22 protein-coding genes are annotated in these 23,131 nt (G+C 66.9%); 12 read left to right on the top strand and 10 right to left on the bottom strand.

Annotated elements, in window-relative coordinates; translation table 11 throughout:
• Positions 1 to 344: 344 nt before the first annotated feature.
• Positions 345 to 869, top strand: a complete 525-nt coding sequence (locus C1Y63_RS11345) for a hypothetical protein (RefSeq protein WP_106016565.1) — start codon at positions 345 to 347, stop codon at positions 867 to 869.
• A 308-nt stretch (positions 870 to 1,177) separates the two neighbouring features.
• Here C1Y63_RS11345 and msrA read toward each other — a convergent pair whose 3' ends face one another.
• Positions 1,178 to 1,831, bottom strand: coding sequence for a peptide-methionine (S)-S-oxide reductase MsrA (gene msrA, locus C1Y63_RS11340; protein WP_106016564.1), 654 nt, complete (start codon positions 1,829 to 1,831; stop codon positions 1,178 to 1,180).
• Positions 1,832 to 2,108: 277 nt separating this feature from the next.
• Here msrA and C1Y63_RS11335 point away from each other — a divergent pair, with 277 nt between their 5' ends.
• Positions 2,109 to 2,714 (top strand): superoxide dismutase, encoded by a 606-nt coding sequence (locus tag C1Y63_RS11335; RefSeq protein WP_106016563.1) that lies wholly within the window; start codon positions 2,109 to 2,111, stop codon positions 2,712 to 2,714.
• Between the two features lie 165 nt (positions 2,715 to 2,879).
• On the top strand, positions 2,880 to 4,022 hold the full coding sequence (locus C1Y63_RS11330; RefSeq protein ID WP_106016574.1) for an MFS transporter: 1,143 nt from the start codon (positions 2,880 to 2,882) through the stop codon (positions 4,020 to 4,022).
• On the opposite strand, the gene C1Y63_RS11325 is transcribed toward C1Y63_RS11330, so the two are convergent.
• The gene (locus C1Y63_RS11325) at positions 3,987 to 5,621 is read right to left on the bottom strand and encodes a TM0106 family RecB-like putative nuclease (protein ID WP_233195702.1); all 1,635 of its coding nucleotides are present in this window, start codon (positions 5,619 to 5,621) and stop codon (positions 3,987 to 3,989) included. The genes C1Y63_RS11330 and C1Y63_RS11325 overlap by 36 nt on opposite strands.
• A gap of 79 nt (positions 5,622 to 5,700) precedes the next feature.
• On the opposite strand from C1Y63_RS11325, the gene C1Y63_RS11320 reads away from it, so the two are divergent.
• The 3 genes from C1Y63_RS11320 (at position 5,701) to C1Y63_RS11310 (ending at position 8,416) form a co-directional block, all read left to right on the top strand.
• Positions 5,701 to 6,312: a DUF6474 family protein gene (locus C1Y63_RS11320; protein WP_106016561.1), complete on the top strand. Its 612-nt coding sequence runs from the start codon at positions 5,701 to 5,703 to the stop codon at positions 6,310 to 6,312.
• Positions 6,312 to 7,961, top strand: coding sequence for an alkaline phosphatase (locus C1Y63_RS11315; protein ID WP_106016560.1), 1,650 nt, complete (start codon positions 6,312 to 6,314; stop codon positions 7,959 to 7,961). Before C1Y63_RS11320 ends, C1Y63_RS11315 begins: the two co-directional genes overlap by 1 nt.
• Positions 7,962 to 8,065: 104 nt before the next feature.
• Complete coding sequence (locus C1Y63_RS11310; protein ID WP_106016559.1) at positions 8,066 to 8,416, top strand: Lsr2 family protein; 351 nt, start codon at positions 8,066 to 8,068, stop codon at positions 8,414 to 8,416.
• Positions 8,417 to 9,263: 847 nt separating this feature from the next.
• Here the strand turns inward: C1Y63_RS11310 and C1Y63_RS11305 are convergent.
• Together C1Y63_RS11305 and C1Y63_RS11300 are read right to left on the bottom strand one after the other, a co-directional pair.
• Complete coding sequence (locus C1Y63_RS11305; protein WP_106016558.1) at positions 9,264 to 9,902, bottom strand: response regulator transcription factor; 639 nt, start codon at positions 9,900 to 9,902, stop codon at positions 9,264 to 9,266.
• Between the two features lie 112 nt (positions 9,903 to 10,014).
• The gene (locus tag C1Y63_RS11300) at positions 10,015 to 11,217 is read right to left on the bottom strand and encodes a sensor histidine kinase (protein WP_233195703.1); all 1,203 of its coding nucleotides are present in this window, start codon (positions 11,215 to 11,217) and stop codon (positions 10,015 to 10,017) included.
• 96 nt (positions 11,218 to 11,313) lie between these two features.
• Between C1Y63_RS11300 and C1Y63_RS11295 the strand changes: the two genes are divergently transcribed.
• Positions 11,314 to 11,928, top strand: a complete 615-nt coding sequence (locus C1Y63_RS11295; protein WP_233195701.1) for a DUF2020 domain-containing protein — start codon at positions 11,314 to 11,316, stop codon at positions 11,926 to 11,928.
• A 278-nt stretch (positions 11,929 to 12,206) separates the two neighbouring features.
• Entirely contained in the window at positions 12,207 to 12,449 is a 243-nt protein-coding gene (locus tag C1Y63_RS11290) for a hypothetical protein (RefSeq protein ID WP_106016557.1), read from the top strand.
• 209 nt (positions 12,450 to 12,658) lie between these two features.
• Here C1Y63_RS11290 and C1Y63_RS12880 read toward each other — a convergent pair whose 3' ends face one another.
• Positions 12,659 to 12,811: a hypothetical protein gene (locus C1Y63_RS12880; RefSeq protein WP_199189113.1), complete on the bottom strand. Its 153-nt coding sequence runs from the start codon at positions 12,809 to 12,811 to the stop codon at positions 12,659 to 12,661.
• Positions 12,812 to 12,814: 3 nt separating this feature from the next.
• Positions 12,815 to 13,570, bottom strand: coding sequence for a class E sortase (locus C1Y63_RS11285; protein WP_106016556.1), 756 nt, complete (start codon positions 13,568 to 13,570; stop codon positions 12,815 to 12,817).
• Positions 13,571 to 13,623: 53 nt separating this feature from the next.
• Here C1Y63_RS11285 and yidC point away from each other — a divergent pair, with 53 nt between their 5' ends.
• Positions 13,624 to 14,916 (top strand): membrane protein insertase YidC, encoded by a 1,293-nt coding sequence (gene yidC / locus C1Y63_RS11280; protein ID WP_106016555.1) that lies wholly within the window; start codon positions 13,624 to 13,626, stop codon positions 14,914 to 14,916.
• Between the two features lie 123 nt (positions 14,917 to 15,039).
• On the opposite strand, the gene C1Y63_RS11275 is transcribed toward yidC, so the two are convergent.
• From C1Y63_RS11275 to C1Y63_RS12770, 4 genes are all read right to left on the bottom strand, one after another.
• Entirely contained in the window at positions 15,040 to 15,660 is a 621-nt protein-coding gene (locus C1Y63_RS11275) for a TetR/AcrR family transcriptional regulator (RefSeq protein ID WP_106016554.1), read from the bottom strand.
• Positions 15,661 to 15,976: 316 nt separating this feature from the next.
• Positions 15,977 to 16,240, bottom strand: a complete 264-nt coding sequence (locus tag C1Y63_RS11270) for a GlsB/YeaQ/YmgE family stress response membrane protein (RefSeq protein WP_106016553.1) — start codon at positions 16,238 to 16,240, stop codon at positions 15,977 to 15,979.
• 179 nt (positions 16,241 to 16,419) lie between these two features.
• Positions 16,420 to 17,310 (bottom strand): universal stress protein, encoded by an 891-nt coding sequence (locus C1Y63_RS11265; protein WP_106016552.1) that lies wholly within the window; start codon positions 17,308 to 17,310, stop codon positions 16,420 to 16,422.
• 45 nt (positions 17,311 to 17,355) lie between these two features.
• Positions 17,356 to 17,496: a hypothetical protein gene (locus tag C1Y63_RS12770; RefSeq protein WP_158256159.1), complete on the bottom strand. Its 141-nt coding sequence runs from the start codon at positions 17,494 to 17,496 to the stop codon at positions 17,356 to 17,358.
• On the opposite strand from C1Y63_RS12770, the gene C1Y63_RS11260 reads away from it, so the two are divergent.
• The 3 genes from C1Y63_RS11260 to C1Y63_RS11250 all read left to right on the top strand — a co-directional run bounded on the left by C1Y63_RS11260 (position 17,495) and on the right by C1Y63_RS11250 (position 22,113).
• On the top strand, positions 17,495 to 18,475 hold the full coding sequence (locus C1Y63_RS11260) for a pseudouridine synthase (protein ID WP_106016551.1): 981 nt from the start codon (positions 17,495 to 17,497) through the stop codon (positions 18,473 to 18,475). The genes C1Y63_RS12770 and C1Y63_RS11260 overlap by 2 nt on opposite strands.
• Before the next feature lie 372 nt (positions 18,476 to 18,847).
• The gene (locus C1Y63_RS11255) at positions 18,848 to 19,582 is read left to right on the top strand and encodes an ABC transporter ATP-binding protein (protein WP_106016550.1); all 735 of its coding nucleotides are present in this window, start codon (positions 18,848 to 18,850) and stop codon (positions 19,580 to 19,582) included.
• 26 nt (positions 19,583 to 19,608) lie between these two features.
• Entirely contained in the window at positions 19,609 to 22,113 is a 2,505-nt protein-coding gene (locus tag C1Y63_RS11250) for an ABC transporter permease (protein WP_106016549.1), read from the top strand.
• The last annotated feature ends 1,018 nt before the right edge of the window (positions 22,114 to 23,131 follow it).

The raw sequence follows: 23,131 nt of genomic DNA, 5'->3' as shown, positions 1-23,131 counted from the left end.
CCCGTTCCAAAAACTATTATGCCCGATTGGGCCACATTTATGCCCGAATTGTGTGGGATTTCTCAGTGTTGGGCCCCAAATCCCCAGGTCGACCCCACATGACGAGTCACCAATCCCACATCGCGACGCGCATCCGGCGACGCACGTAACCTTCCCCGGGGGTCGAAGCGATAGTCCAAGTACTAGCCTCGGCGGCTGCACCTGGGCTAGGTTAAAAGCCACATGGCCAACACCCCGACTGCGCACACACCCCCGGTGCGGCTGGCCCCGACAGGCCACCCGATACCCCCGGCGCGCAGCCGATGGGCCCAGCACCCCAGCCCGCGAAAGGTTTATTCACTCCCATGCCCCCCGAGATCCGTATCCCCGGCCTGCCCCCGCTGAAGCCGGAAGACATCGGCCGCGCCCTGGCCACCCTCCTCTCCCTGGTCCTGGTGTTCCTGGGCCTCGGCGGCACCGAGATGTCCTCCCAGCAGCCCAACTCCGGCGACCAGGTCGTCGTCGTGACGAAGCCGGGCTCCAAGCCCTCCTCCTCTGAGGAGAAGATGCGCGAGGAGATCGCCAACTCCCTGAAGAACGAAGTCCGCAACGGCGGCTCCGCCTCCTTCTACGACAACAGCCTCGCCAACGACGCCCAGAACGCTGCCAAGAAGGCCGCCAAGGACAAGCGCCTGCCCAGCAGCAGCGACACCCTCGTCGCCTTCTACATCAAGAAGGAAGACAACCCGACCGCCGCGAAGTTCGCCGACAAGCTGAAGACCTCTAAGCCCTTCACCTACGACGGCACCATCAACTTCGGTGTGGGCGTGGCCAGCAACGACAAGGGCACCTACGTCGTCCTGCAGACCGACGAGGTCTTCGCCAACTAAGCACCAGCCCTCGGGCCACGGCACAGCCGCAGGCCAGGCGCACGCCCGCGCACAGCACGTCCGCGCGCACCGCGCACGGGTACTGCGCACCACGCACTCAACCCCGGAACGCACTCCCGCGTCCCGGGGTTGAGTGCTGTATACCCGGTTTATCCAGGGTTTATCCCCGGTTGATCCCGGGTTGATGCCGGGTTGATCCGGGGCCCTTCAGCACCTGCCTTGATCACGGGTCTCACAAAGCCCGCCTCGGCAGCGGGTCCACCCGAGGCAGGCCGCTGCGAGCGCGGCCCCGGCCAGCTGCGGTGCGGTCAGCCCTCGAGGCACACGCCCGTGGCGTGGTGGGGGCAATAGCCGCCCGGGTTCTTCTCCAAGTACTGCTGGTGGTAGTCCTCCGCCAGATAGAACTCGCCCGCCGGAGTGTCCTGCAGCAGCATCACCTCCGTCGCGATCGGCGGATAACCCGCCGCCGCCAACGCCTCCCCATAGCGGCGCACCACATCCTTCACAGCGGCCAGATCCTCAGGCGTGGTCACGTACAGCGCGGAGCGGTACTGGGTGCCCACATCGTTGCCCTGCCGATCCACCTGGGTGGGGTCGTGTCCCTCCAGGGCTGCGAGCGCAATTGCCGCCGCATCCGTCACCGCCCGATCGAAGACGACGCGCACGATTTCCGTATGCCCCGTCCGCCCGGTGCACGTTTCCCGATAGGTGGGGTTCGGCGTGAACCCGCCCGCATAGCCCACCGCCGTGGTAACCACACCGGGCAGCTGCCACAGCAGCTTCTCCGCGCCCCAGAAACACCCCATGCCGACAAAGATCTCGCCCTGGCCCTGCGTCACAGGATCCGCGATCGGGGTGCCCAGCACCACGTGCGGCTGCGGGTCGGGCAGCACCGGGTGCCGGCCGCCCTTGAGTGCGGTCTCTGCGGTGACGGGACCGGGGTTGCCAAACAACCAACCCATAGCGTTCCTACTTTCTTTGTGTTTTTCATTCGGCAGCGGCCACTGCCACAGCCGACATCTCGTGATGCCGGGCAATGCTGGGCCATGCCTGCTGGGCCGTGCTGGCCAATGCTGGGCCGTGTTGGGCCGCGCGTGATCGGCGTGGCCGTCACCCTGCACAACGGCGTGCACTCCCCCCGGTGTTCCCACAGCGGCCACAAAATCCCCTATAGTGGTGTGACACCAGCCCCATAGGCGGGTACTGGTAATTATTCACTTTTCAATCGAAGGAATCTTCATGGCTGTCTACACTCTGCCGGAACTCGACTACGCTTACGACGCTCTGGAGCCGCACATCTCCGCGGAGATCATGGAGCTGCACCACTCCAAGCACCACGCCAACTACGTCGCCGGCGCCAACGCCGCCCTCGAGGCCCTGGAGAAGGCCCGCGCCGAAGGCAAGATCGGCGCCGAGGTGACCGCCCTGTCCAAGAACCTGGCGTTCAACCTGGGTGGCCACACCAACCACTCCATCTTCTGGAAGAACCTCTCCCCCAACGGTGGCGGCGAGCCGACCGGCGCCCTCGCGGAGGCCATCAACCGCGACTTCGGCTCCTTCGAGAACTTTAAGGCCCACTTCACCGCTGCGGCTCTCGGCCTGCAGGGCTCCGGCTGGGCTGTCCTCGGCTACGACCACATCGCCGACCGCCTCGTCATCGAGCAGATGACCGACCAGCAGGGCAACCTGTCGATCAACCTGACCCCGCTGCTCATGCTCGACATGTGGGAGCACGCCTTCTACCTCCAGTACAAGAACGTCAAGGCTGACTACGTCACCGCCGTGTGGAACGTCTTCAACTGGGATGACGTCGCCGCCCGCTACGCTGCAGCGGCCGCCAAGTAACACCACGCGCCGCGCTCGCCGCGCGGTCACCGCGCGGTCACCGCGCACCTGCCCCCGGTACCTGTGTGGGGACTCCTCGAGTCCCCCCGGAGTGCCGGGGGTTTCGCATGCCTGCCCTGTCAAGGTGGGGGCACCCGGGGTGGGTTGTTCGGTAGCCTGGCTCACATGACCCACGAACGGCGGGCCGTCCTCGCGTTGCTGTTGGCAGGACTCGCCACCTTCGCCAGCCTGTACAGCACCCAAGCCATCCTGCCGAGCCTGTCGGGCGCCCTCGGGGGCACAGCCACCCAGGCAGCCGGCACCGTCAGCGCCGCCACCGGGGCACTCGCCGTGTGCATCGTGCCCGCCTCCGTGCTGTCGGAACGCTACGGGCGCAACCGGGTGCTGCTCACCTCGGCACTGGCCGCCACCCTCATGGGCCTGCTCGTGCCCCTCGCCCCCAGCATGAGTGTGCTCACTGTGCTGCGCGGGGTGCAGGGGGCGTTGCTGGCGGGAGTGCCGGCGGTCGCCATGACGTGGCTGAGCGAAGAACTCGGCGCGGCCGCACCCAAAGCCATGGGCATCTATATTGCGGGCACCTCCCTCGGGGGGCTGGCCGGCCGCATCATTCCGGCGGTGGCGGCGGAGTTTCTCCCCTGGCGGGCGGCACTGCTGGCCGGGGCGCTGCCGGCCTTCGGCTGCGCTATCGCCATGTGGCGCCTGCTGCCCGCACAACAGCACTTCCACCCCAAGAAGCTCACCTTCACCAGCGAGGGGCGCGCCATGCTGGGGCACTGGCGCAACCCGACCCTCGCGCTGCTGTTCGCGATGGGGTTCCTCGCGATGGGCACCTTCGTGTCGGTGTACAACTACCTGGGCTACTACCTGCAGCAGCACTTCGGCCTGTCTGAGGCGCTCGCCGGCAGTGTCTTCGTCCTCTACCTCGCGGGCACGGTGGCCTCCACGAAGGCCGGCGGCGGACGGCGCGGCATGCTCCTCGGGGGGACCCTTGGGATGCTGGCCGGCCTGGGGTGCCTGCTGGTGAACAACCTCGCCGTCGTGGTGGTGGGGCTACTGGTGTTTACCGCGGCGTTTTTCACCACCCACACCGCCGCCTCCGGGTGGCTAGGGGAGGTAGCCATCCGCGACCGGGCGGAGGCCTCCAGCATGTACCTATTGTGCTACTACACCGGCTCCGCGGTCGTCGGCGCTGCCGCGGGCGGGGTGTTCGCCGACGGCCACTGGGCGCGCCTCGTCCTCGCCCTGGGTGGGCTTCTCGGGGTGGCGGTGCTGCTACAGCTCCTCGGTACCCGGCGCGCCCGCGCGTAGCCACTGGCGTACCACCCGCGTCGCCCGGCAATCCTCCTCGTTGTACTCCACGATCCGGGCGGCGATCTCGGGGTCGTCGATGGCCTCCAGGTAGGCGTCGACGCTGCCCTCGCCGGCGAGATCCGCCTGCCGGTAGTGGAACCCCGCCGCCGCGGCCACATCCTTAAGCCCCAGCCCGAAGGGGCTGACCAGGCTCGCGCGCACCTGGGAGAACACGTCCATCCACACACGCGACTGGAGGAAGTGGCGTACCTCCTCCGGGGTGGGGCACACCAGGCCGTCAGGGGTGTGCTGCCCGCCGAAGCGCCGCGCGGAGCTCATCATCCAGTGGTTTTCCCCGTGGTTGGAGTAGCAGTACACGCCGACGGTGCCGCCGGCCGCCTGCTGGGCGGCAATGCGCCCCATGAGCCAGTGCCAGAAGCGGGCGAAGTTCGCCGCCTCATCCGCCAACCCCACATCGACGAAGGCGACGTACTCCTCCCCGTCGAAGGCACCCCACAGGTAAGCACCGTGGTCGAGGTAGGCCTCCATGTCGATGTCGATCTCAAGGTCCTGTGGCACCAGCACCGCCTCAGCCATGGTGCGGGCAGTGGTGGCCGGGGTACCGCCGGCGCGCTGACCACCAGGGGTACCGGCGGCACGCTGGCCGCTCGGGGTGCCGGTGAACCCCCGCTTCTTGAGCAACCGGGTGCCCTCCCGCCAGGCGCGGGCCACACGATTCGACGGGTACTCCTCCGAGTCGATGAGCGCCTGCACCGTGTCGATCCCCAGCGCGCGGAAGCGATCCGCCGCATCCCCCGGCAGGTAGAGGCTGATGTCGTCGCGGGCGACGAGGATCGGCTCGCAGAACTGCCAGAAGCGGCAGGTGCGGCATTCTTTCGTGCGGCGGGGAAGCGTCGGCACCGGGGAGGATTCCACCTGGGTGAAGGTCTCCACCAGGGGGGCGGTGTCCACGAGGAAGCAGCGGGTGGGGTCCTGCCCAATCGCGCCACCAGTACCCGTATCCAGGCCCACCTCGCGCAGAAACATCGCCGCCACCGCCAGGCGGTAGCCATCACCCACATGGTGCCGCAGGCGGTACTCGCCCACCACGGGTGCGCCCAGCCCCAGCCGGCTCGTCGCCACCATCGGCGTCGCAGCACCGCGGGCGGCGCGCGCCACCCGGTGCGTGGAGAAAATCACCGGCACATAGCCCTGCGACGTCTTCACCAGCACGTCCACCGTGGCCGCGTACGCGCCGACCTCGATGCGGGCGTTCTCAATGAGGGTGTGGCCGGCGGCCAGTGCCTCCAGGGTGTCGAACTCGTCGGTGGCCTGCACCCGCGAAAACTGCTTGCTATCCCCCAGTGCCGGAGCCGTGGGCAACAACGCCCGAATCTCCTCGGCCTGGGCGCGGGCGCGCAGCAGGCGCGCGGACGGGGCGGCCGCCACATCCGGGTGGGCGGCCCGCTGCCGCAGCCGGTAGCGGCAGCCCACCAGCTCGTGGGGTTCCACCCCGGGGTCGCGCGCCACCAACTCGCCGACCGTCTGCGCCGCATCGGCAGCGCGGTCGGGGACACAGGTGGCGGGGGACTCAGCACGGGGTTTTGGTGGGCACACAGCAGAACTCACAGTACCGGGCCGGGTAGGGTTGAACCCAGTCACGCACACCCCACCGGGAAGGACTTGTGAGAACGCCATGTGGAAGAAACTGATGAAAGCCCGCCGCAACGCCCGCGCCGAAGTCAAGGCCGCGCAGTCGCGCGCCAAGGCCGAGGTGAAGGCCCGCGCCCAGCTGACGAAGAGCCAGACGAAGCTTCTGGCCAAGCAGGAAGCGAAGCTCCGCAAAGCGGAGGCCAAGGGGCTGAAAGCGAAGCAGAAACTCGCCGAAACGAAACTCAAGCAGATCCAGGCCGGCCGAGTGAACCGGGCGTCGGTGGCGCGGGTGCTGGGGGCGGCGCGCCTCGCCGCACCGGTGCTGGTGCCGCTGGTGTACCAGGCGATCACGAAGCTGCGCTCGGTGAGCACCAGCGCCCAGGCCAAGCAGCTGGGCGTCGCCCCGGAGCGCCTGGGCCAGCACTCCGGCTACGGGGCGCCGATCCAGGCCCGCATCGACGGCATCTCTGAGCAGCTGGCGGGCTCCGGGCTTCCCAGCGGCTTCGTGCGCGACATGCGCGAGCGCCTGGAGAAGCTCTCCCACGCGGTCGACAACGCCGAGTTCCTCACCCCGGAGAAGCGGCGCGGCGCGCACCGCAGCATCAACCAGGACGTCGACGCCGTCGTCGCCGAGATCGACCGCCGCCACCGCTAATGGTTAGCCGCCGCCGCGTTCTCCAAGCCACCTCCGCCGCCACCCTTGCCGCCGGAGCCACCGCCGCCAGCCGCGCCCTCGCGGGGGCGGCCGACGCGACAGCACCTGCGGGCGCAACCCCTGCGGGCGCTGCGGGGCATGTCGTGTTCCAGCACGGCGTGGCCTCCGGGGACCCCTACCCCCGCAGCGTCATCCTGTGGACCCGGGTGACGAGCACCCCGGATGATGCCCCCGGGTCCGGCCGCGGCCGGCCCGTCGATGTGGCCTGGGAGGTCGCCCGCGACGCCGACTTTCGACACATCGTCGCCACCGGCACGGTGCACACCACCCCGGCGCGCGACAACACCGTCAAGCTGGAGGCCACCGGCCTGGAACCTTCCGCGGCGTACTACTACCGCTTCCGGGCGCTGGGGCAGACCTCCCCGGTGGGGCGGACCCGCACCGCGCCCGCCCCCGGCGAGGACGTCTCCCGGCTGCGCTTGGCGCTGCTGTCCTGCGCGAACTGGGAAGCAGGCTACTTCCAGGCCTACCGGGACCTCGCGACCCGCGGCGACATCGATATCGCCGTCCACGTCGGCGACTACATCTACGAGTACGCCACCGGCGAATACGCCGCCAAAGGCAACCGTGTCATCCGGCCGCACGTGCCCGCCCACGAAACCGTCACCCTGGCCGACTACCGGGCCCGCTACGGGCACTACCACACCGACCCCGACCTGCAGGCCGGGCACGCGGCCTGCCCCTGGATCGTCACCTGGGACGACCACGAAGTCGCCAACGACGCCTGGGATACCGGGGCCGAAAACCACAGCGCCGACGAAGGCGACTACACCGCCCGCCGGGATGCCGCCATGCAGGCCTACCTCGAATGGCTGCCCATCCGCGGCGAGGGGCACATCTACCGCTCCCTCGGCTTCGGCCGCCTCTTTGAGCTGCACATGCTCGACCTGCGGAGCTACCGCTCCGAATACGTCGAATACCGGGCCGCCGACAACCCGGACCGCACCATTCTGGGCCCGGACCAATACGCGTGGCTGACGCGGAAACTCACCTCCAACGACACCGCCTGGCAAATCGTCGGCAACCCGGTGATGATCTCCCCCATCCTGCTGCCGCCACTCGACCCGGAGCTTGCCGCCGGCATTACCGAACTCACCGGGCTCGCCCGCGACGGCTACCCCTATACCTCCGACACGTGGGACGGGTTCACCTCCGAACGCCACAAGCTGCTCAGCTTGCTGCGGGAGAAACACGTCGACAACGTCGTGTTCGTCACCGGCGACATCCACACCTCCTGGGCGGGCGAACTCCCCCTCATCCCGGCGCGCTACCGGCCCGGGGATTACGTCGCCGCCGAATTCGTTGGCCCCTCCGTCACCTCCGCCAACATTGACGAGATGTGGAACCTGCCCGACGGCAGCCCCATCCCCCACATCACATCAAATGCGATTCGGGCAGTGAATCCCTATTTGAAGTACTGCGATCTGGAACACCACGGATACTGCGTCGTCGAAGTCACCCCCGATCACGTCCAGTGCGACTGGATTTTCGTCACAAACAAGGACGTTCCCGGTTCACCCATGTGGATCGCCCAGTCGCTCCGCACCGAAAAAGGCAAAGGCATCTTCCCCGCCGCATCCCCCATTTAGGGGTGAGACATTTAACAACTCTGGGCGCGAATTCCGCAACTAAACATTCATCGTCTAAACTCGACGCTTGAATGTGAAGTCACACCTTTAATAGGAGTCCCACTATGGCCCAAAAGCAGGTCACCCAGTATTTCGACGATCTCGACGGCCGTCCCCTCACCGAGGACGAGGTCAAGACCGTGCGTTTCAGTGTCGATGGCACTGACTACGTGCTGGAAGTTTCCCAGGGCAACGCCGACCGTTTCTACGAGGTCATCTCGAGCTACCGGGACGCCGCACAGCGTGACCACTCCCGCCCCAACACCCGCCGCGCCCGCACCGGCTCCAACACCGGTGGCATCCCCGCGAAGCGGATCCGTGAATGGGCACACGCCAACAACATCGAGGTCTCTGACCGCGGTCGCCTCCCCCAGGAGATCGTCGACCAGTACCGTCGCGCCGGCGGCCAGTTCTAACACCGCCCCGCACACCCACAGGCGGCCCCAGGAGAGCACACAGCTCCCCGGGGCCGCCTGTGGCGTTGAAGAGCACCCCTGAGCGCCCACAGCCGCGCCAGCGCCCACACAGGGCACCCAGGGCACCCAGGGCGCCCCAGACGCGCCCATCGCCATCCCCGGCCCGGTAACAGGCAGCCGCGTGCACACCCGCAGGCCTGCTGCCACACAGGCACGGCAGCGACTCCTGCCCGGCGCGCAGCACGCGTGGGGCGCGTGGCGGGATGGGGTGATTTGGCGGGGAATGCGCGGGAATCATCCCCGCAATGGCGGCAGAATACGCGCGGGTGTTTTCTTCTTGACCGCGGACGAACCCTGGGGTGGGGGCGGTCACCGCGGCACCCAAGAATCATCAGACCACTGCCAGTTGTTCGACGGGTCAACTAAGCCGCCCGAATCACCGGGTATCCGCACGCCAGCGGGTGAATCATATTGCTAGCTAGCAGAGGAATTCACCCCACCTCAGCAGGCATGAGACTTCGCGACAGAAACGCCCACCCCTCGCACCCGGCGGGGACAGTTTGAACGTGAGTGGTTCGTGCCGGTGAGTTCTTGCCGGTTTCTCCTGCGAGAAACCCGAAAACGCCCCCAAGGTGAGCGATCCGGGAGCCGATTGCGCGCGTTTGCGGCTGAGCACATCCCCATCCCGGCACATCGGAGTGTGGCGTGGTGCCATCGGCCTGAGGCTGCGCGGGCGCGATCCCACACCACACGACAAAGGACCCAGGTCGACGGGCGCGCTGCTGGCAGCATCGCCCATGGCCTGGGCCCTTTGAGTGCGGCGGGTCCGGCGGGTCGCCTGAGCGGTTTAGAGCACGCCCTGATCGCGGGCGGCAGCGACCGCAGAGGTCCGGGAACGCACACCCAGCTTGTCGTAGATGTGCACCAGGTGGGACTTCACCGTCGCCTCAGAGAGGAAGAGAATCTCACCGATGTCGCGGTTCGACTTGCCGGCCGCCACCAGCTTGAGCACCTCCAACTCCCGGGGTGTGAGCGAGGTGCGCGGGGTGCGGACGCGCTCCATGAGGCGGTTCGCGACCACCGGGGACAGGGTGGAGTCGCCCTCCGCCGCGGAGCGCACCGCAGCGATGAGTTCCGCCGGCGGGGCGTCCTTGAGGAGATAGCCGACAGCCCCCGCCTCAATCGCGCCGAGGATATCCGCATCCGTGTCGTAATTCGTCACCATGAGCACGTTCGGCGGATTCGCCGCCGTCGCCTTAATCGCGGCGGTCGCATCAGCGCCCGTCGACACCCGGGTGCCTTCCGCACCGGGGCCGAAACGCAGGTCCATGAGGATGACGTCAATGCCGCCCGCCTGGGCGGCGGCGATCGCCCCATCGGCGGTCGACACTTCACCCACGACCTCAATGTCTTCGGCGTGCTCCAGGACGGCCCGCAGGCCCAGGCGCACGATTTCGTGATCGTCGGCAAGAAGAACGCGGATCATCACAGTTCCTTCACAAGATTGTCGAATTGTCTTCTCTTGCCTTCGGGGTGATTGCGCTACCCGGGTGCTGCGGGCGGGTGGGGCCTGCGGGGCGCGTGAAGGCAATGACTACCTAGTGTACTGGGTGGTCGCCGGTGGTTGCGGGGCTGATGGCGGGGGTGGAGGTGCCCTCCACCGTTTTGCCGCCCCCATCATCGACAGGAATAGCGATACTCACGGCCGTTCCCCGCCCAGGGGCGGATTCCACGGTGACGACACCGCTTTGTTCGGCGGCGCGCTGCTTCATCGCATCCAGCCCAATATGCCCCAGGCCTGCCGGCCGGGCCGCCACCGCCGAAGGATCGAAACCGACCCCGTTATCGACGACATCGATGCGGACCTCATCCTCCCCGTAGGTCAGGGTGACGTGGCAGGCGGTGGCCTGGGCGTGCTTCTGCACGTTGCCCATTGCGCCCTGCGCGATGCGCAGCAGTGCGGCCTCCGTCCGCATCGGCAGCTGCCGATCCTCACCCTCCACATGGATGTGGACCTCCGTGCCATCGATCCCGTTGGCCACCCGCTGCAGGGCACCCTCCAGGGACGTTTTCGACAGGGCCGCCGGCTGGAGGGCCGCAATCATGGCGCGCGCCTCCTGCAGATTATCGGCGGCGGTGGTGCGCGCCAGGCGGATGCGCTGCACGAGGGAATCCTTCCCCGCCACATCCAACGCCTCAATGTCTTGCTCCGTGACGTGCAGCAGCATCTGAATACTCGACAACCCCTGGGCGAGAGTGTCGTGAATTTCGTGGGCGATGCGCTGCCGCTCCGCGGCGACGCCGGCCGCGCGCTCACTGTCAGCCAACTGGGACCGCGTCGCCAACAACTCGTCGATGAGCTCCTGGCGTTCCCGGTTCACCTTCATCAACGCCTTAAAGGCGTAGTCGATACCCACCGACACCAGTGCCGCCATCGTCGGCCCCAACACCCCACCCGGGGTCATGTGGTTGTGCTGGGAGGCAATAGAAATACCCGTCGCCAACACGACCGCCACCACACCCCGATAGTCGGGCAGCACATGCAAATAGAGGAAAAACAGGGGGAACAACAAATAAATCGCCGCCGGCGACACCGGGATCAACGCCACCCAGATCGCGGTGAGCGCAATCATCCACACCTGGGCCACAATGCTGCCCGTCGGCAACCGCAGCCGGAACCCCAACACGTACACCACCGCGTAGCCGAGGCACAGGCCCAAGGTCACGAGCATGAGGGTGAGGTCGTCGCGGAACGCCCCCATCATCACCACCACCAGCAGCAGGGTGGTGAGCACGTGAATGCCGGTCCGGACGCTGTTTTCATTCGGTGCGGCCCGCCGCTTCCAGCGGGGCTTCTGCTTAGCTGTCTCCACGCCTAGCCACCTTATAGTGGTGGCATGATGTTCCGCGCACGCACGACCACCCTGGCAGCCCTCGCCGCCGCAGCCGGGCTGCTCCTCACCGGCTGCAGCACCACCCCCGACGACGCAGGCGGGCAGGACACCGCCGCCGCCCAGGGTACGCACACCGACCAAGCCGACCAGGGCGCCCAGGAGGATGCCGCCGCGGCCCCCGCGGAGGCCGTCGCCGTCGACCTCGTCCCCCAGACCGCCGGGCGAGAGGACTTCACCGAGTGCCCGTACCTCAGCACCGAATTCGTCGCCGACACCAACGGGCAGCGCGTCACCGGCCAAAGCATCGACCCCTCCTTCGACCCGCCGGCCTGCCAGTTCTTCTCCTACCCCCCGGAGCCGCAACTCACCGTCATGGTGCGGCACCTCCCCACGGAGAAAGACGCCGCCGCCGTCATCGACTGGGCGGCCCCCGTCGACACCACCAGCCCCGCCCACGGCCCCGAAGGCTGGGAGGGCGGCCGTGGGGTGCTGGGCCCGGACTCCTCGGTGTACGCGGTGTTTAAAGACACCACCGCCGTGGTGGTGTGGTCCAACCAGGAACAAACCATCAAGCCCCAGCTCGTCGCCGAGGAGACGATCCGCAACCTCGGGCTCTAAGGGCGACGTAGACGCGCGGCAGGCGGCGGGTGCTGCGGGGTGCTGGAAGGTACGACGGGGAACTCCCTGTGACCCCAAGAACCACCGCGGGCAGGCACCTCCCGCAGCCTCCAAGAAATAGAAGATTTGCAGCACATACCGCCGCCAGCCAAGGGTTTACACATATAGTTCGGGGCTGTTAGGGTTCACGGAGTCGAACACCGTGCGAGGGGCTCAAGGTCCCTCCCCGCAGCCGATCGACGCCCACCCCACCGACGCACAAGGACCCACGTCAAGATATGACAAACCCGCTCAAGGCACTCTGGAACTTCTTCGACGCCCTCACCCCCTTCTTCGTGGCATTGGTTCTGATCAACGCGCTCATCGTTAAGGTGTTCCACAAGCCGGAACTCTCCTGGATCGCACTCGCAATCGCAGTGGTCATCTCCATCGAGCCGCTCGTCACCTACATCAAGGGGCTGCGGCGTCCCCACACCGACGACACCGCTGCCACGCCCACCACACACAGCGCACAGTCCTAAAGACGCGCAAAAAGGCCCCGGATATCCGGGGCCTTTACTCGTCTGTCCGGCAGAACCCTGCCGCATCACCACACCACGCACGGTGGTGGGGCGTCACCCAGTGCCACCCAGTGTCACCCAGTGTGTGCTGCGGTGCCGGCCGCGGGGCCGCGCCCATCACGGGCGGGGTCGATGCCGCTTACCACGCGGCTCCCCGCCACAGGCGGGGGTTAGACGCTGACGTCGTTGTACGGCATCAACGTCGACACGTACGGAAACACCACCGTCATCAACAGCCAGAAAATACCCGCCAGCACTGCCAGCGTCACGAGCAACTTCACCAGGAAGGGGCCGGGGATCTTGTTCCACAAAAAGGCATACATCGGCTAGTTCTCCTGCAATTCGGCGGGCGTATACCCGGGGGTCTTGGGGTCAGTGCGCACCAGCATGGCGTGCAGAATCATGCGCTCCTTGTTGGAGAACTGCGGGTGACACGTCGTCATCGTCATGAGCCCCTCCATGGAATCATTCACCGCCAGATCCATCCCCGGGATCGGATCAATGGTGGCAATATCGCCGGGGACGGTGATCTCCCGGCCGGGAACGTGCGAGTAGTCGCCGTGGGCGACGCGCTGCACCTGCTCGGGGCTCAGGCAGCCCGCCGCCGCGGCCTCACGGTCGTCACCATCGACGGGGAGCATGCGGTAAATGTCCCAGCTGTCCTCCGTCTCCACGACGACGGCATCGCAGGAACGCAACACGCCCAAATCATTAAACGGCGCCCCCTTGCCCACGCGGTGGCCTGCCACCGCGAAATTCCCCGGTTTGCCCGGCATCTGCGTATCCACATACCGGCCCGGGCCCGCCAACAAATCCGCATCGGAGGTGCCCTCCACGATCGCGAACTGGAAATCGGGGCCGAAGGCAGGAATGTACATCCGAGCAAACGCTTCACCCAGCTCCGGGGTGCGGGTGGTGCGCTGGTTCGCCCACCGCTCCTCCATCGTGTCGGCCACCCGGTGCTGCTCCTCCGCGGCCTCCAGGTTCGTCCAATACGCCTCGTAGAAGGCGAACAATAACAGCAGGGCACCGGCGGTGAGGAACAGTTCCCCCACCACGGACAAAAACGTAGGGCGGCTCATGGGCGCTTATCTTATCCGGGTAGGGTTGGTGGGGTTAAAAAGGAGGACCTGCCGTGATTGAATGGCTCATCTACCCCGTGTCCGGGGTGATGAAGTTGTGGTTCCTCGCCATCCGCGCCCTGGGTGCCCCCACCTCCGTGGCGTGGGTGGTGAGTCTCTGCGGACTGATCATGACAGTCCGCAGCATCATCGCCCCCTTCTCCTACATCCAGTACCGGGCCGGCCGCATCATGGTGAACCTGCGGCCCACCCTGCGCCGCCTGGAAGACTCCGGCCGCTTCATCGACACCGGCGAAGAACTCCAGGCCCACCAGGATGCGAAGAAGCAGGCCATGAAGCAGGCGGGCCACAACCCCGCTGCGGGTTGCGTGCCCGCGCTCATCCAAATCCCCGTCTTCATCGGCCTGTACCAGGTGCTGCTCCGCATGGCGCGCCCCACCGAAGGCATCAACGGCGTCCACCACGCCATCGGGTTCCTCACACCCGATGATGTGACAAGCTTCCTCGCGGTCCGCGTCGACGGTATCCCCCTGCCCGCCCATGTGCGCATGACCGCCCAGCAGTACGCCGAACTCGGCGTCACCCAAGAGCAGGTCTTCGACTTCGTCGCCCCCTTCTTCATCGCCGCCGCCATCTTCAGCACCCTCAACATGCTGTACTCCCTGTACCGCTCCTGGCTGACGATGGACTTTCGCTCCCGCAACAGCCGCGGGTTGTACAAGACGTTCATCGTCATGGCGATCATCACCCCCCTGTTCCCCTTGAGCTTCGGGCTCACCGGCCCCGGCCCCGCGGCACTCGCCTTCTACTGGTTCCTCAACACCCTCTGGACGGCCGTGCAAATGGTGGTCCTCAACATGATCCTCGACCGCAAGATGCCCATCAGTGAGGAATTCCGGGAGATCCGCAACCAGGAGCACGCGGACTACAAGGCATACCGGCGCCTCAAGCGGCGCGCCCGCCTCCACCGGGATGCCCGGGAGGAACTCCGCGCCCAGCGCGCCGAGAAAACCGCCGACGCGCAGCGCGCCAAAGACGCCCGCGCGAAAGCCCGCAAAGAACTCAAAGCCCTCCAGGCCACCAAGGACACGCCCGACACCGCCGACAACACCGGCAGCAACGGCACTGCCGACAGCACCGACACCACCGACGCCACCAACACTGCCCCCACCGATAGGGATGGGGATACTGCGGGTACCCGGAACACTGTGGACGCTGCGGGCACCGCAGACTCAGACGTAGCGGACGCCGGCCTCGCGGACACCCCGCCCATGGGCGCCGCCGATGCCACGCCCGGCGCGCACACGCGAGCCCGGCGCGGGGGCCGGCACCGCAAAGACGACTAGGTACGCCCCACACGCAACAACGGGCGGCACTGGTTCCCTCCACGCAAGGGTGTGGATGGGAAAACCGGTGCCGCCCGTTGCTCTCTGTGCGCCCGGTGGGGCTCGTGGCCCGGGGGTGGGGCGCTAGATGGAGTAGTCCGCCGGCGGGGCCGACAGGAGCTGCTTCGCCAAATCCCGGGCTGTGTGCAAGGGCTCCAGGGAACGGCTCAGGCGGGTGCCCGCCAAACCACCATCCAGGAACACCAACAACTGGTTTGCCTGGGTGGTGCCCGGGTAGCCGTTTTTCTCCGTGAGGAGATCCGTCATCGTCTGGTGACACCAGCGCCGGTGCTCCCGGACGGCGGCCACGATGCCGCGCTCCGATTCGGTTTCCGGGCGCGGATACTCATTCGCCGCATTCTGGAAATGGGAACCCCGGTAATCCTTCCCGGGCTCCTCCTCGATGCACTGGTCGAAGAACGCGAGGATTTTCTCCTCGGCGGTCGTCATGTCCTTCGTGCGCTCGTAGTAGTCGGCCCGCCACTGCTCATCAAGGTTCTGCAGGTAGGCGATCACGAGGGCATCTTTGCTGCCGAACAGCGAATACAGGGACGCTTTCGCCACGTCCGCTTCCCGCAGCACCCGATCAATACCAATCACCCGGATGCCTTCCGTGGTGAACAGGTTCGTGGCCGAGGCCAGCAGACGCTCCCGGGGGCTGGGCCGGTCCCGGCGGCGGCCTTTACCCTTCGTTGCGTTCGCCATCGCTGCGTGTCTTTCCTTCTGTGGGTCTGTATCCGACGCGTCGACTTCTGTCGTGCATGAACCACCCTATTGTAGACATGACCCTGCCCCCAATACCTGCGCCCACACCACCCACCCCGCCCACCAGGTCTACAGTGTTCCTGACCTGCTGGTGCAGCCACAGCATACGGACCATGCGCGCGCAAGCGGACAGGTCGGTCCGTGGGCGGGGACAGACCCCCACAACACAGCACGCCGCCCGCGGCGGCCTGACGAACGAAACGTCGGGGCCACAGCGGGCGGCGTGGGAGGGAAATGCTCTGCCGGGGGCAGGTGCTTACTTGCGGACCTTCTGCAGGATGGTCAGCAGCAGCACCGCGCCCACCACACAGGTGAACAAGCTGAAGACGAGACCACCGCCGGCCACATCGACGCCGAACAGGCTGAGCAGCCAGCCGCCGAGGATACCGCCAACAATGCCCACGACAATGTTCATGACGAGGCCCTGCTGAGCGTCAGTGCCCTTGAGCTTGGAGGCAATCCAGCCGGCAAGACCACCGATGATCAGCCAGCCGAGGAAACCCAGAGACAGAGAAGACATGTGTGCACCACTTTCTTTGTGTGTATTGATGTGCCCGTGACGGCTGGCGGCGGGTGCCGCAACCTGAGGGGATGACAGAGAAGACATCCGCCGGCGCGGGAGTCTTCAGCGCCGGCGGCATCAGCCACCCGAGGGGTGGAACCCCTGGGGCTCACCCTGGGGTTGCGCCCTGGGGGCTGCTACTTCTCCTTCGCGGTGGGGCGAACCACCACGAGCGGGCACGGGGCGGACTGCAACAGCGCCCGGGAGGTGGAACCCAGCAGCATGCCGCGGAAACCACCACGGCCGTGGGAACCCACCACCAGCAGCTGAGCGCCCTGGGCGGCGTCCACGAGGGCGCGGACAGGACGGTCGCGGGTGATGATCTTCTCCACGACAACATCCGGATAGTCGGCCTGGTGGCCGGCGAGACGCTCAGCGAGCAACTGCTGCTGTTCCGCCTCCACGGTATCCCACTCCTCCTGGGCGGCCGACAGGCCCGCCAGGGACGCCTGCACCTGCATGTCCATCCACGTGTGGACGGCACGCAGCGGCACGTTGCGGGCAGCGGCCTCCGCGAACGCGAACGCCACCGCCTGATCGGACACCTCAGAACCATCCACGCCGACCACGATGGGGCCGGAGGCCTGCGCGTGGTCCTCGCGGATGACGACGACGGGGCAGGCGGCGTGGGACACCACGGCCGCCGACACGGACCCCAGCACCATGCCGGACAGGCCACCCAGGCCACGGGAACCCATCGCGATCATCGTCGCATCCTTCGACAGCTCCAGCAGCATGTCGATGGGGGATCCTTCGGCCACCGTGTGGCCCACCTTGATGCTGGGGGCGACGGCGCGGGCGCGCTCCTCGGCGGCGTGGATGGTTTCCATCGTCTCCGCGAGCAGCTCGTCAAAGAGCTCCTGCGGGGGCACCATCCCCTCCGCGTAGAGGAACTGGGGCATCGTGTACGACGCCGCCAACCGCAGGTCGAGGCCACGGGCTTCCGCCGTGGCCGCCGCCCACTCCACCGCTGCAGTTGCGGCCGCCGAACCGTCGACGGCCACCACGACACTTCGATCACGGGTCATGGGGCTCTCCTTAACAAGTGAAAGTATTAGCGTACGATTGCGAGTTTACTCGGTCGGCAGATGTGCGGCAGGAGCGTTCGCCGGGTAGGAGAGGGTGTAGAACACCTTCGTCACGTTCGCGACGATCTGGCCGACGGACGACTGCAGGAACTGCGTGAGCCATTCAGAAAGAGCATTAAGATCCATGGAGCAGAGGATAGTACATCGCCTCCCCATCAAACACGGGCTCAACCCCTCCCGGGTGAGAGTCGATCACGAATGGGCAGGTCGCACGGCAGGCGAATTGCTCGCCCACCTCATCGCCACCCAGCGCTACCGCGCCCCCGAAGACGACGAGGCGGCCCTGGCGGCACGCTTCGCCACCGGTGAGGTTATCGACGGCCGGGGCCGGCAGCTGCAGCCGGACAGTGTGCTTGAGGAACACCAGGATGTGTGGTTCCACCGCATGCCCGCGCCCGAGGAACCCGTCCCCTTCGACATCGATATCCTGCACCAGGACGCCGACCTCATCGTCATCGATAAACCCCACTTCCTGGCCACCTTCCCCCGCGCCAGCCACATCACGGAAACCGCCCTGGTGCGCCTGCGGCGGGCGCTCGGCAACGATGAACTCTCGCCCGCGCACCGGCTCGACCGCATGACCGCCGGGGTGCTGCTGTTCACCGCCCGCCGGGAGATCCGGGGCGCCTACCAGGAACTGTTCGCCCGGCGCGAGGCGCGCAAAACCTACGAGGCCATCGCCGCCTTCGACCCCGCCATCACCCCGGGGACTGTGTGGCAGCACCGGATGGAAAAAACCCACGGCGACGTCAAAGCCCGCATCGTGGACGGCGACATCAACGCCATCACCGAAGTCGCCGCAGTCACGCCACTGTCGCTCGAGCAGCAGGCCCTCATGGAGGCCGCCCACGGCCCGCAGCCGCAGCTCGCTGTCTACGAACTGCACCCGCGCACCGGACGCACCCACCAGCTGCGGCTCCACATGTGGGCGGCCGGGGTGCCGATCCTCGGCGACCCTGTCTACCCGGAGTTCCTGCGGGACGCCCACAACGACTACAGCCGCCCCCTGCGGCTGCTGGCCCGCACCCTCGAGTTTTCCGACCCCCTCAACGGCCAGCTGCGGCGCTTCAGCACCCGGCGCGCTGTGTACGCTGGGGCACGTTAGAGACAACCCGCCCGGGCCGACTGCAGCCGCGAGCCGAGGAAGACACGATGTGAGAATTTTCTCCTCTTGTCAGTGAGCTGCTTCTCCCCTCTCAGGTGAGCTGTTTCTCCCCTGAACTGTGAGGCGCATCCCATAGAGCGCGTGAGAGTTCTCTCGGTGAGACGAGCTCGCCGGGATGCCTCTTTGTGTGTCTCCGTGGCTTCTCCTCTCTTCTCGCCTGTTCCTCACGTTCTCCTTCGTCTCTTCTTCACTCGTCTCTGTTCTTTCTCGTCTTCTGTTTTTGTTCTTTTGTTTTCGTGTGCGCACCCCGCACACCGGCACTCCCGCGCAGGTGCGCGGGGTGTGGGTGGGGGTGCGGGGAAGGTTCGTGCATTGTCCACGCACACAGCAGCCCGCGCAGTGGGTCTCGTCAAGGCCTACGGCCAGGGAGAAACCCAGGTGCTGGCACTCGACCATGTCTCCATCGAGTTCGCCGCCGGCGAATTCACCGCCATCATGGGGCCCAGTGGGTCCGGCAAGTCGACGCTCATGCACACCATGGCCGGCCTGGACTCCGTCACGGCGGGGCACACCTTCATCGGCGACACCGACCTGTCGCAGCTGAACGATAAGGACATGACGACACTGCGGCGCGATCGGCTGGGGTTCGTGTTCCAGTCCTTCAACCTTGTGCCGACGCTGTCGGCCCGGGAGAACATCACCCTGCCCGTCGATATCGCGGGAAAGAAGGTCGACGAGGAGTGGTTTGAGGAGGTCACCACCCGGCTGGGGTTGAGCCACCGGTTGGCGCACCGCCCCAGTGAACTCTCCGGGGGCCAGCAGCAGCGCGTCGCCGTCGCCCGGGCGCTGATTTCCCGCCCGGAGATCATCTTCGGTGATGAACCGACCGGCAACCTGGACTCCAACGCCTCCACGGAGGTGCTGACCATTCTGCGCACCTCCGTCGATGAGCTCGGCCAGACCGTGGTGATTGTGACCCACGATGCGAAGGCGGCGAGCTTCGCCGACCGGGTGGTGTTCCTCGCCGACGGGCGCCTCGTCGACGAGCTGCGCAATCCCACCCCGGAGGAGATTCTCTCCCTCATGGCCGGCATCGAGAAGCTGTAGGCCGCACACCAGAGGAATCCACGATTATGTCTTCCCGCGCGATGCGCACCATCAGTGTGCGCACACTTCTGGCGCACAAGGTGCGCCTGCTGCTGACGATCCTGTCGGTGGTGCTCGGCACCGCGTTCATTGCCGGCTCAGCGATGTTCACCTCCAGCCTGTCGCAAAGCTTCGACAACATCATCGCCACCCAATTCGACCGCGTCGACATCGCCGTCACCGGCGAACTCACGCCCGAGGTGATTGATCGCCTCCGCGCCGCCGACGGGGTCGCCCAGGTGGAGATCGCCTCCCGGGGCGCCAACGTCATCGTCGCAGGCCCGGATAAGAAGGTGATTTCCTCCGGCGGGGCGCCCTCCCAGGCGCTGGCGATCGCGCCCGGCACGAGTGAGATTTCCACCCAGGGGCGGGTGGTGCAGGGCCACCTGCCGACGGCACCCGGGGAGGTGGCCCTCAACGAGCAGGCGGCGGTCAAGGGGCACGCCGGGCTCGGCGACGAGATCACCATCGTCACCCCGCAGTCGCGCGTCACCCGCACCCTCGTCGGCACCTTTGAGGCCGGTACCTCCACCGGCGGGTGGATCGGTGTCGCCTTCCCCGAGGACGCCTACCGGGAGTTGTTCCCCCTCATTGATTCGGCCTCCGTGTCGCTCGTCGACCACGACGCCGTCGACGCCGCCACCACGGCGCTTGCCGAGCAGTTCCCGGAGCTGAAAGTTCAGGCCGGGAAAACCCTGGCGGAGGACTACTCGAAACTGGTGCGCCAGATCTTGAGCTTCGTCAACTACTTCCTCTGGGCGTTCGCCGGCATCGCGCTGCTCGTCGGCACGTTCATCATCAGCAACACGTTCTCCATGATCGTCGCGCAACGCAACCGCGAATTCGCCCTCCTGCGCGCGATTGGCACCTCCTCGCAGCAGATCAGCCGCGCGGTCGTCTTCGAAGCGGTCCTCGTCGGCCTCGTGGGCTCCGGGCTGGGTGTGCTCGCCGGCATGGGGCTCGTCAAGCTGCTCAGCGGCCTGTTGAGCCTCATGGGTGTGGGCCTCCCGGCCGGGGGTTTCGGGCTGACACCCACCTCCGTCGCAAGCCCACTGGTCATCGGCACCGTGGTCACTGTCCTGTCGGCGTGGGCGCCCGCCCGCCGGGCGGGGGCCATCCGCCCCGTCCAGGCGCTGCGCACCGACACCGCGGGCGGCTTGGGCCCCCGCACCATGGTCGGCGCGGTGTTCCTCTTCGCCGGCGCCCTCGCCTGCGTTCTCGGCGGCGACATGGCCGGTGCCGCGAAGCCCCGCGCCATCGGCGTCGGTATCGGCGCCCTGCTGCTCATCGTGGGCCTGTGGCTCGCCGGCCCGGCACTGTCCGTACCGGTCGTCGGGGTGCTCGGCAGGGTTGCCGGCAAGCCCTTCCGGGCGGTGGGGCGGCTCGCGGCCACGAACAGTGACCGCAACCCCCGCCGCACCGCCGCCACCGCCTTCGCCCTCACCCTCGGGCTCATCATGGTCAGCTCCATCGGGATGCTGGGGGCCACGATGAAAGCCTCCCTCGACGACGTCCTCGAATCCGGCCTCCGGGCCGACTATGTGCTCACCGGGCGGCAAGACATGGGGATCTCCATCCCCGCCGGCGTCGACGAGCGCATCCACAGCATTGATGGCGTGGCCCGACAGGCCACCATCGTGACCGTCACCCAGGGACACACCGCCGCCATGCCCGGCGGCTTCGGCACCATCGGCTACACCGGGGATCTCACCGGCACCCTCGACATCGACTTCACCCGCGGCGGACCCTCCATCGACGGCCACCCCGGGGTCCTCGTCTCTGAGACGTTCGCCGCCGCCCACAACCTCACCCCCGGCGCAGGCGTCGAGATCCCACTCGGCGACGACACCACCACCGCCCCCGTTGCCGGCGTCTACGCCGACAACCCCATCCTCGGCGACGGCGTCGTGCCCAAAGACACCCTCGACGCCCACGTGCACCCCGGGCAGATCACCACCCGCTACATCCTCGTCGGCACCGACAACGCCAACAAGAAGGCACTGCGTACCGCCCTCGAGGACGCCGTCGCCGACGACCTCGTCGTGACCGTCAAAGACAAGGAAGAATTCAAAGGCGAACAGACCGCCGCCATCGGGCAGATGCTCGGCATCCTCTACGGGCTGCTCGGGCTGGCAGTCATCGTCGCGATCCTCGGCATCGTCAACACGCTTGCCCTGTCGGTGGTCGAACGCCGCCAAGAAATCGGCATGCTCCGCGCTGTCGGCATGCAGCGCCGCCAAATCCGGCTCATGATCTACATCGAATCCGCCGTCATCGCCGTCTTCGGTGCACTCACCGGCGCGCTCGTCGGCCTGGGCGTCGGCTACAGCTTTGTCTCCGCGCTGAGCCAAGACGGCCTCGACACCATCGTCATCCCCTGGGGCCAAGTCGGCAGCATGCTCATCGCCTCCGCTGTCATCGGCATCCTCGCCGCAGTGCTACCCGCCCTCAAAGCCGCGCGCACCGCGCCCCTCGAAGCGATCGCCGAGTAGGCAGCAACCCCCAAGCGGACAGGCCCCCTTCCAATCCACCCCACTCCCGACGAGCACACACCGGCCCGTCGGGAGTTTTTCATGCGCGTGACGACGCCTTCGGCGAAGGAGACGAAGGCCGGGGAACGGCACCGTAGGGCAAAGCGCACGTGAGCACACGACGCGACGAGGGCCAGACGGGACTGCTGCGGAATGGTTGAGCCTCGGGGCCAAGGAGACACCTACTTCCTGTAGCCCGGCACGATAGCCGTGGACGCTGCGACAGCAAACCGCATCGCCAGAGGCACACGCCAACTGCCACAGCCGGACGCCGACAGGAGACGCCCTGGGCGGAACGATCCACCGTTGCCGCTAGATGGCTGACCGGATGGGTCGCGTCCGTGCGGCAGCTCCACCACACCCACGGTGGCGAACCATCACCCCACACGCACGGGAAGCCACGAAGCTGCAGACGAATCCAATAGGCCGGTGCGGACCACTCGAGCATCCCCACCTAGTAGGGGTTGATGAAGATGAGGAATGGGCGCACAGCACAGACATCGGCGGTCGCTAAAGTTGGGCGTCACAACCCCCAACGAGAGGACAGGCCGTGTGGATGAGACGGCCAGGCCGCGATCGCGCAGGCCGCGTCCCCGCCGTCGACTCGAGGGCCCACCCCGACGGCGGAGCTGACGAGCATCCGCCAAGCTACGCCACGGGTGTTCGTGAAAAATTGTTATCGGCGGATCATGACCACCCCAACCACCCCAGCAGAACTGAGCGCACCTACTACAGGCAACGACTAGATCACGGCCGGCCCCCACAACAGAGACCCGCGTGCTCCACCAACGCCCTCCCCCGGTGCACGCCCACAACAACAACGAGCACCCCCAAAACCCCTGCACACGCAACAAAGCCCCGAAAACCAGAGTTACTGGTTTTCGGGGCCTTGAAGCAATATTTTATGAAGATATAATGTCGGCAGTGACCTACTCTCCCACACACTCCCGTGTGCAGTACCATCGGCGCAGGTGGGCTT

Source organism: Corynebacterium sp. 13CS0277 (genome assembly GCF_002994655.1).
Taxonomy (GTDB): Bacteria; Actinomycetota; Actinomycetes; order Mycobacteriales; family Mycobacteriaceae; genus Corynebacterium.
The sequence above is the reverse complement of the archived record's forward strand: the minus strand, read 5'-3'. Positions and strand labels throughout refer to the sequence as shown.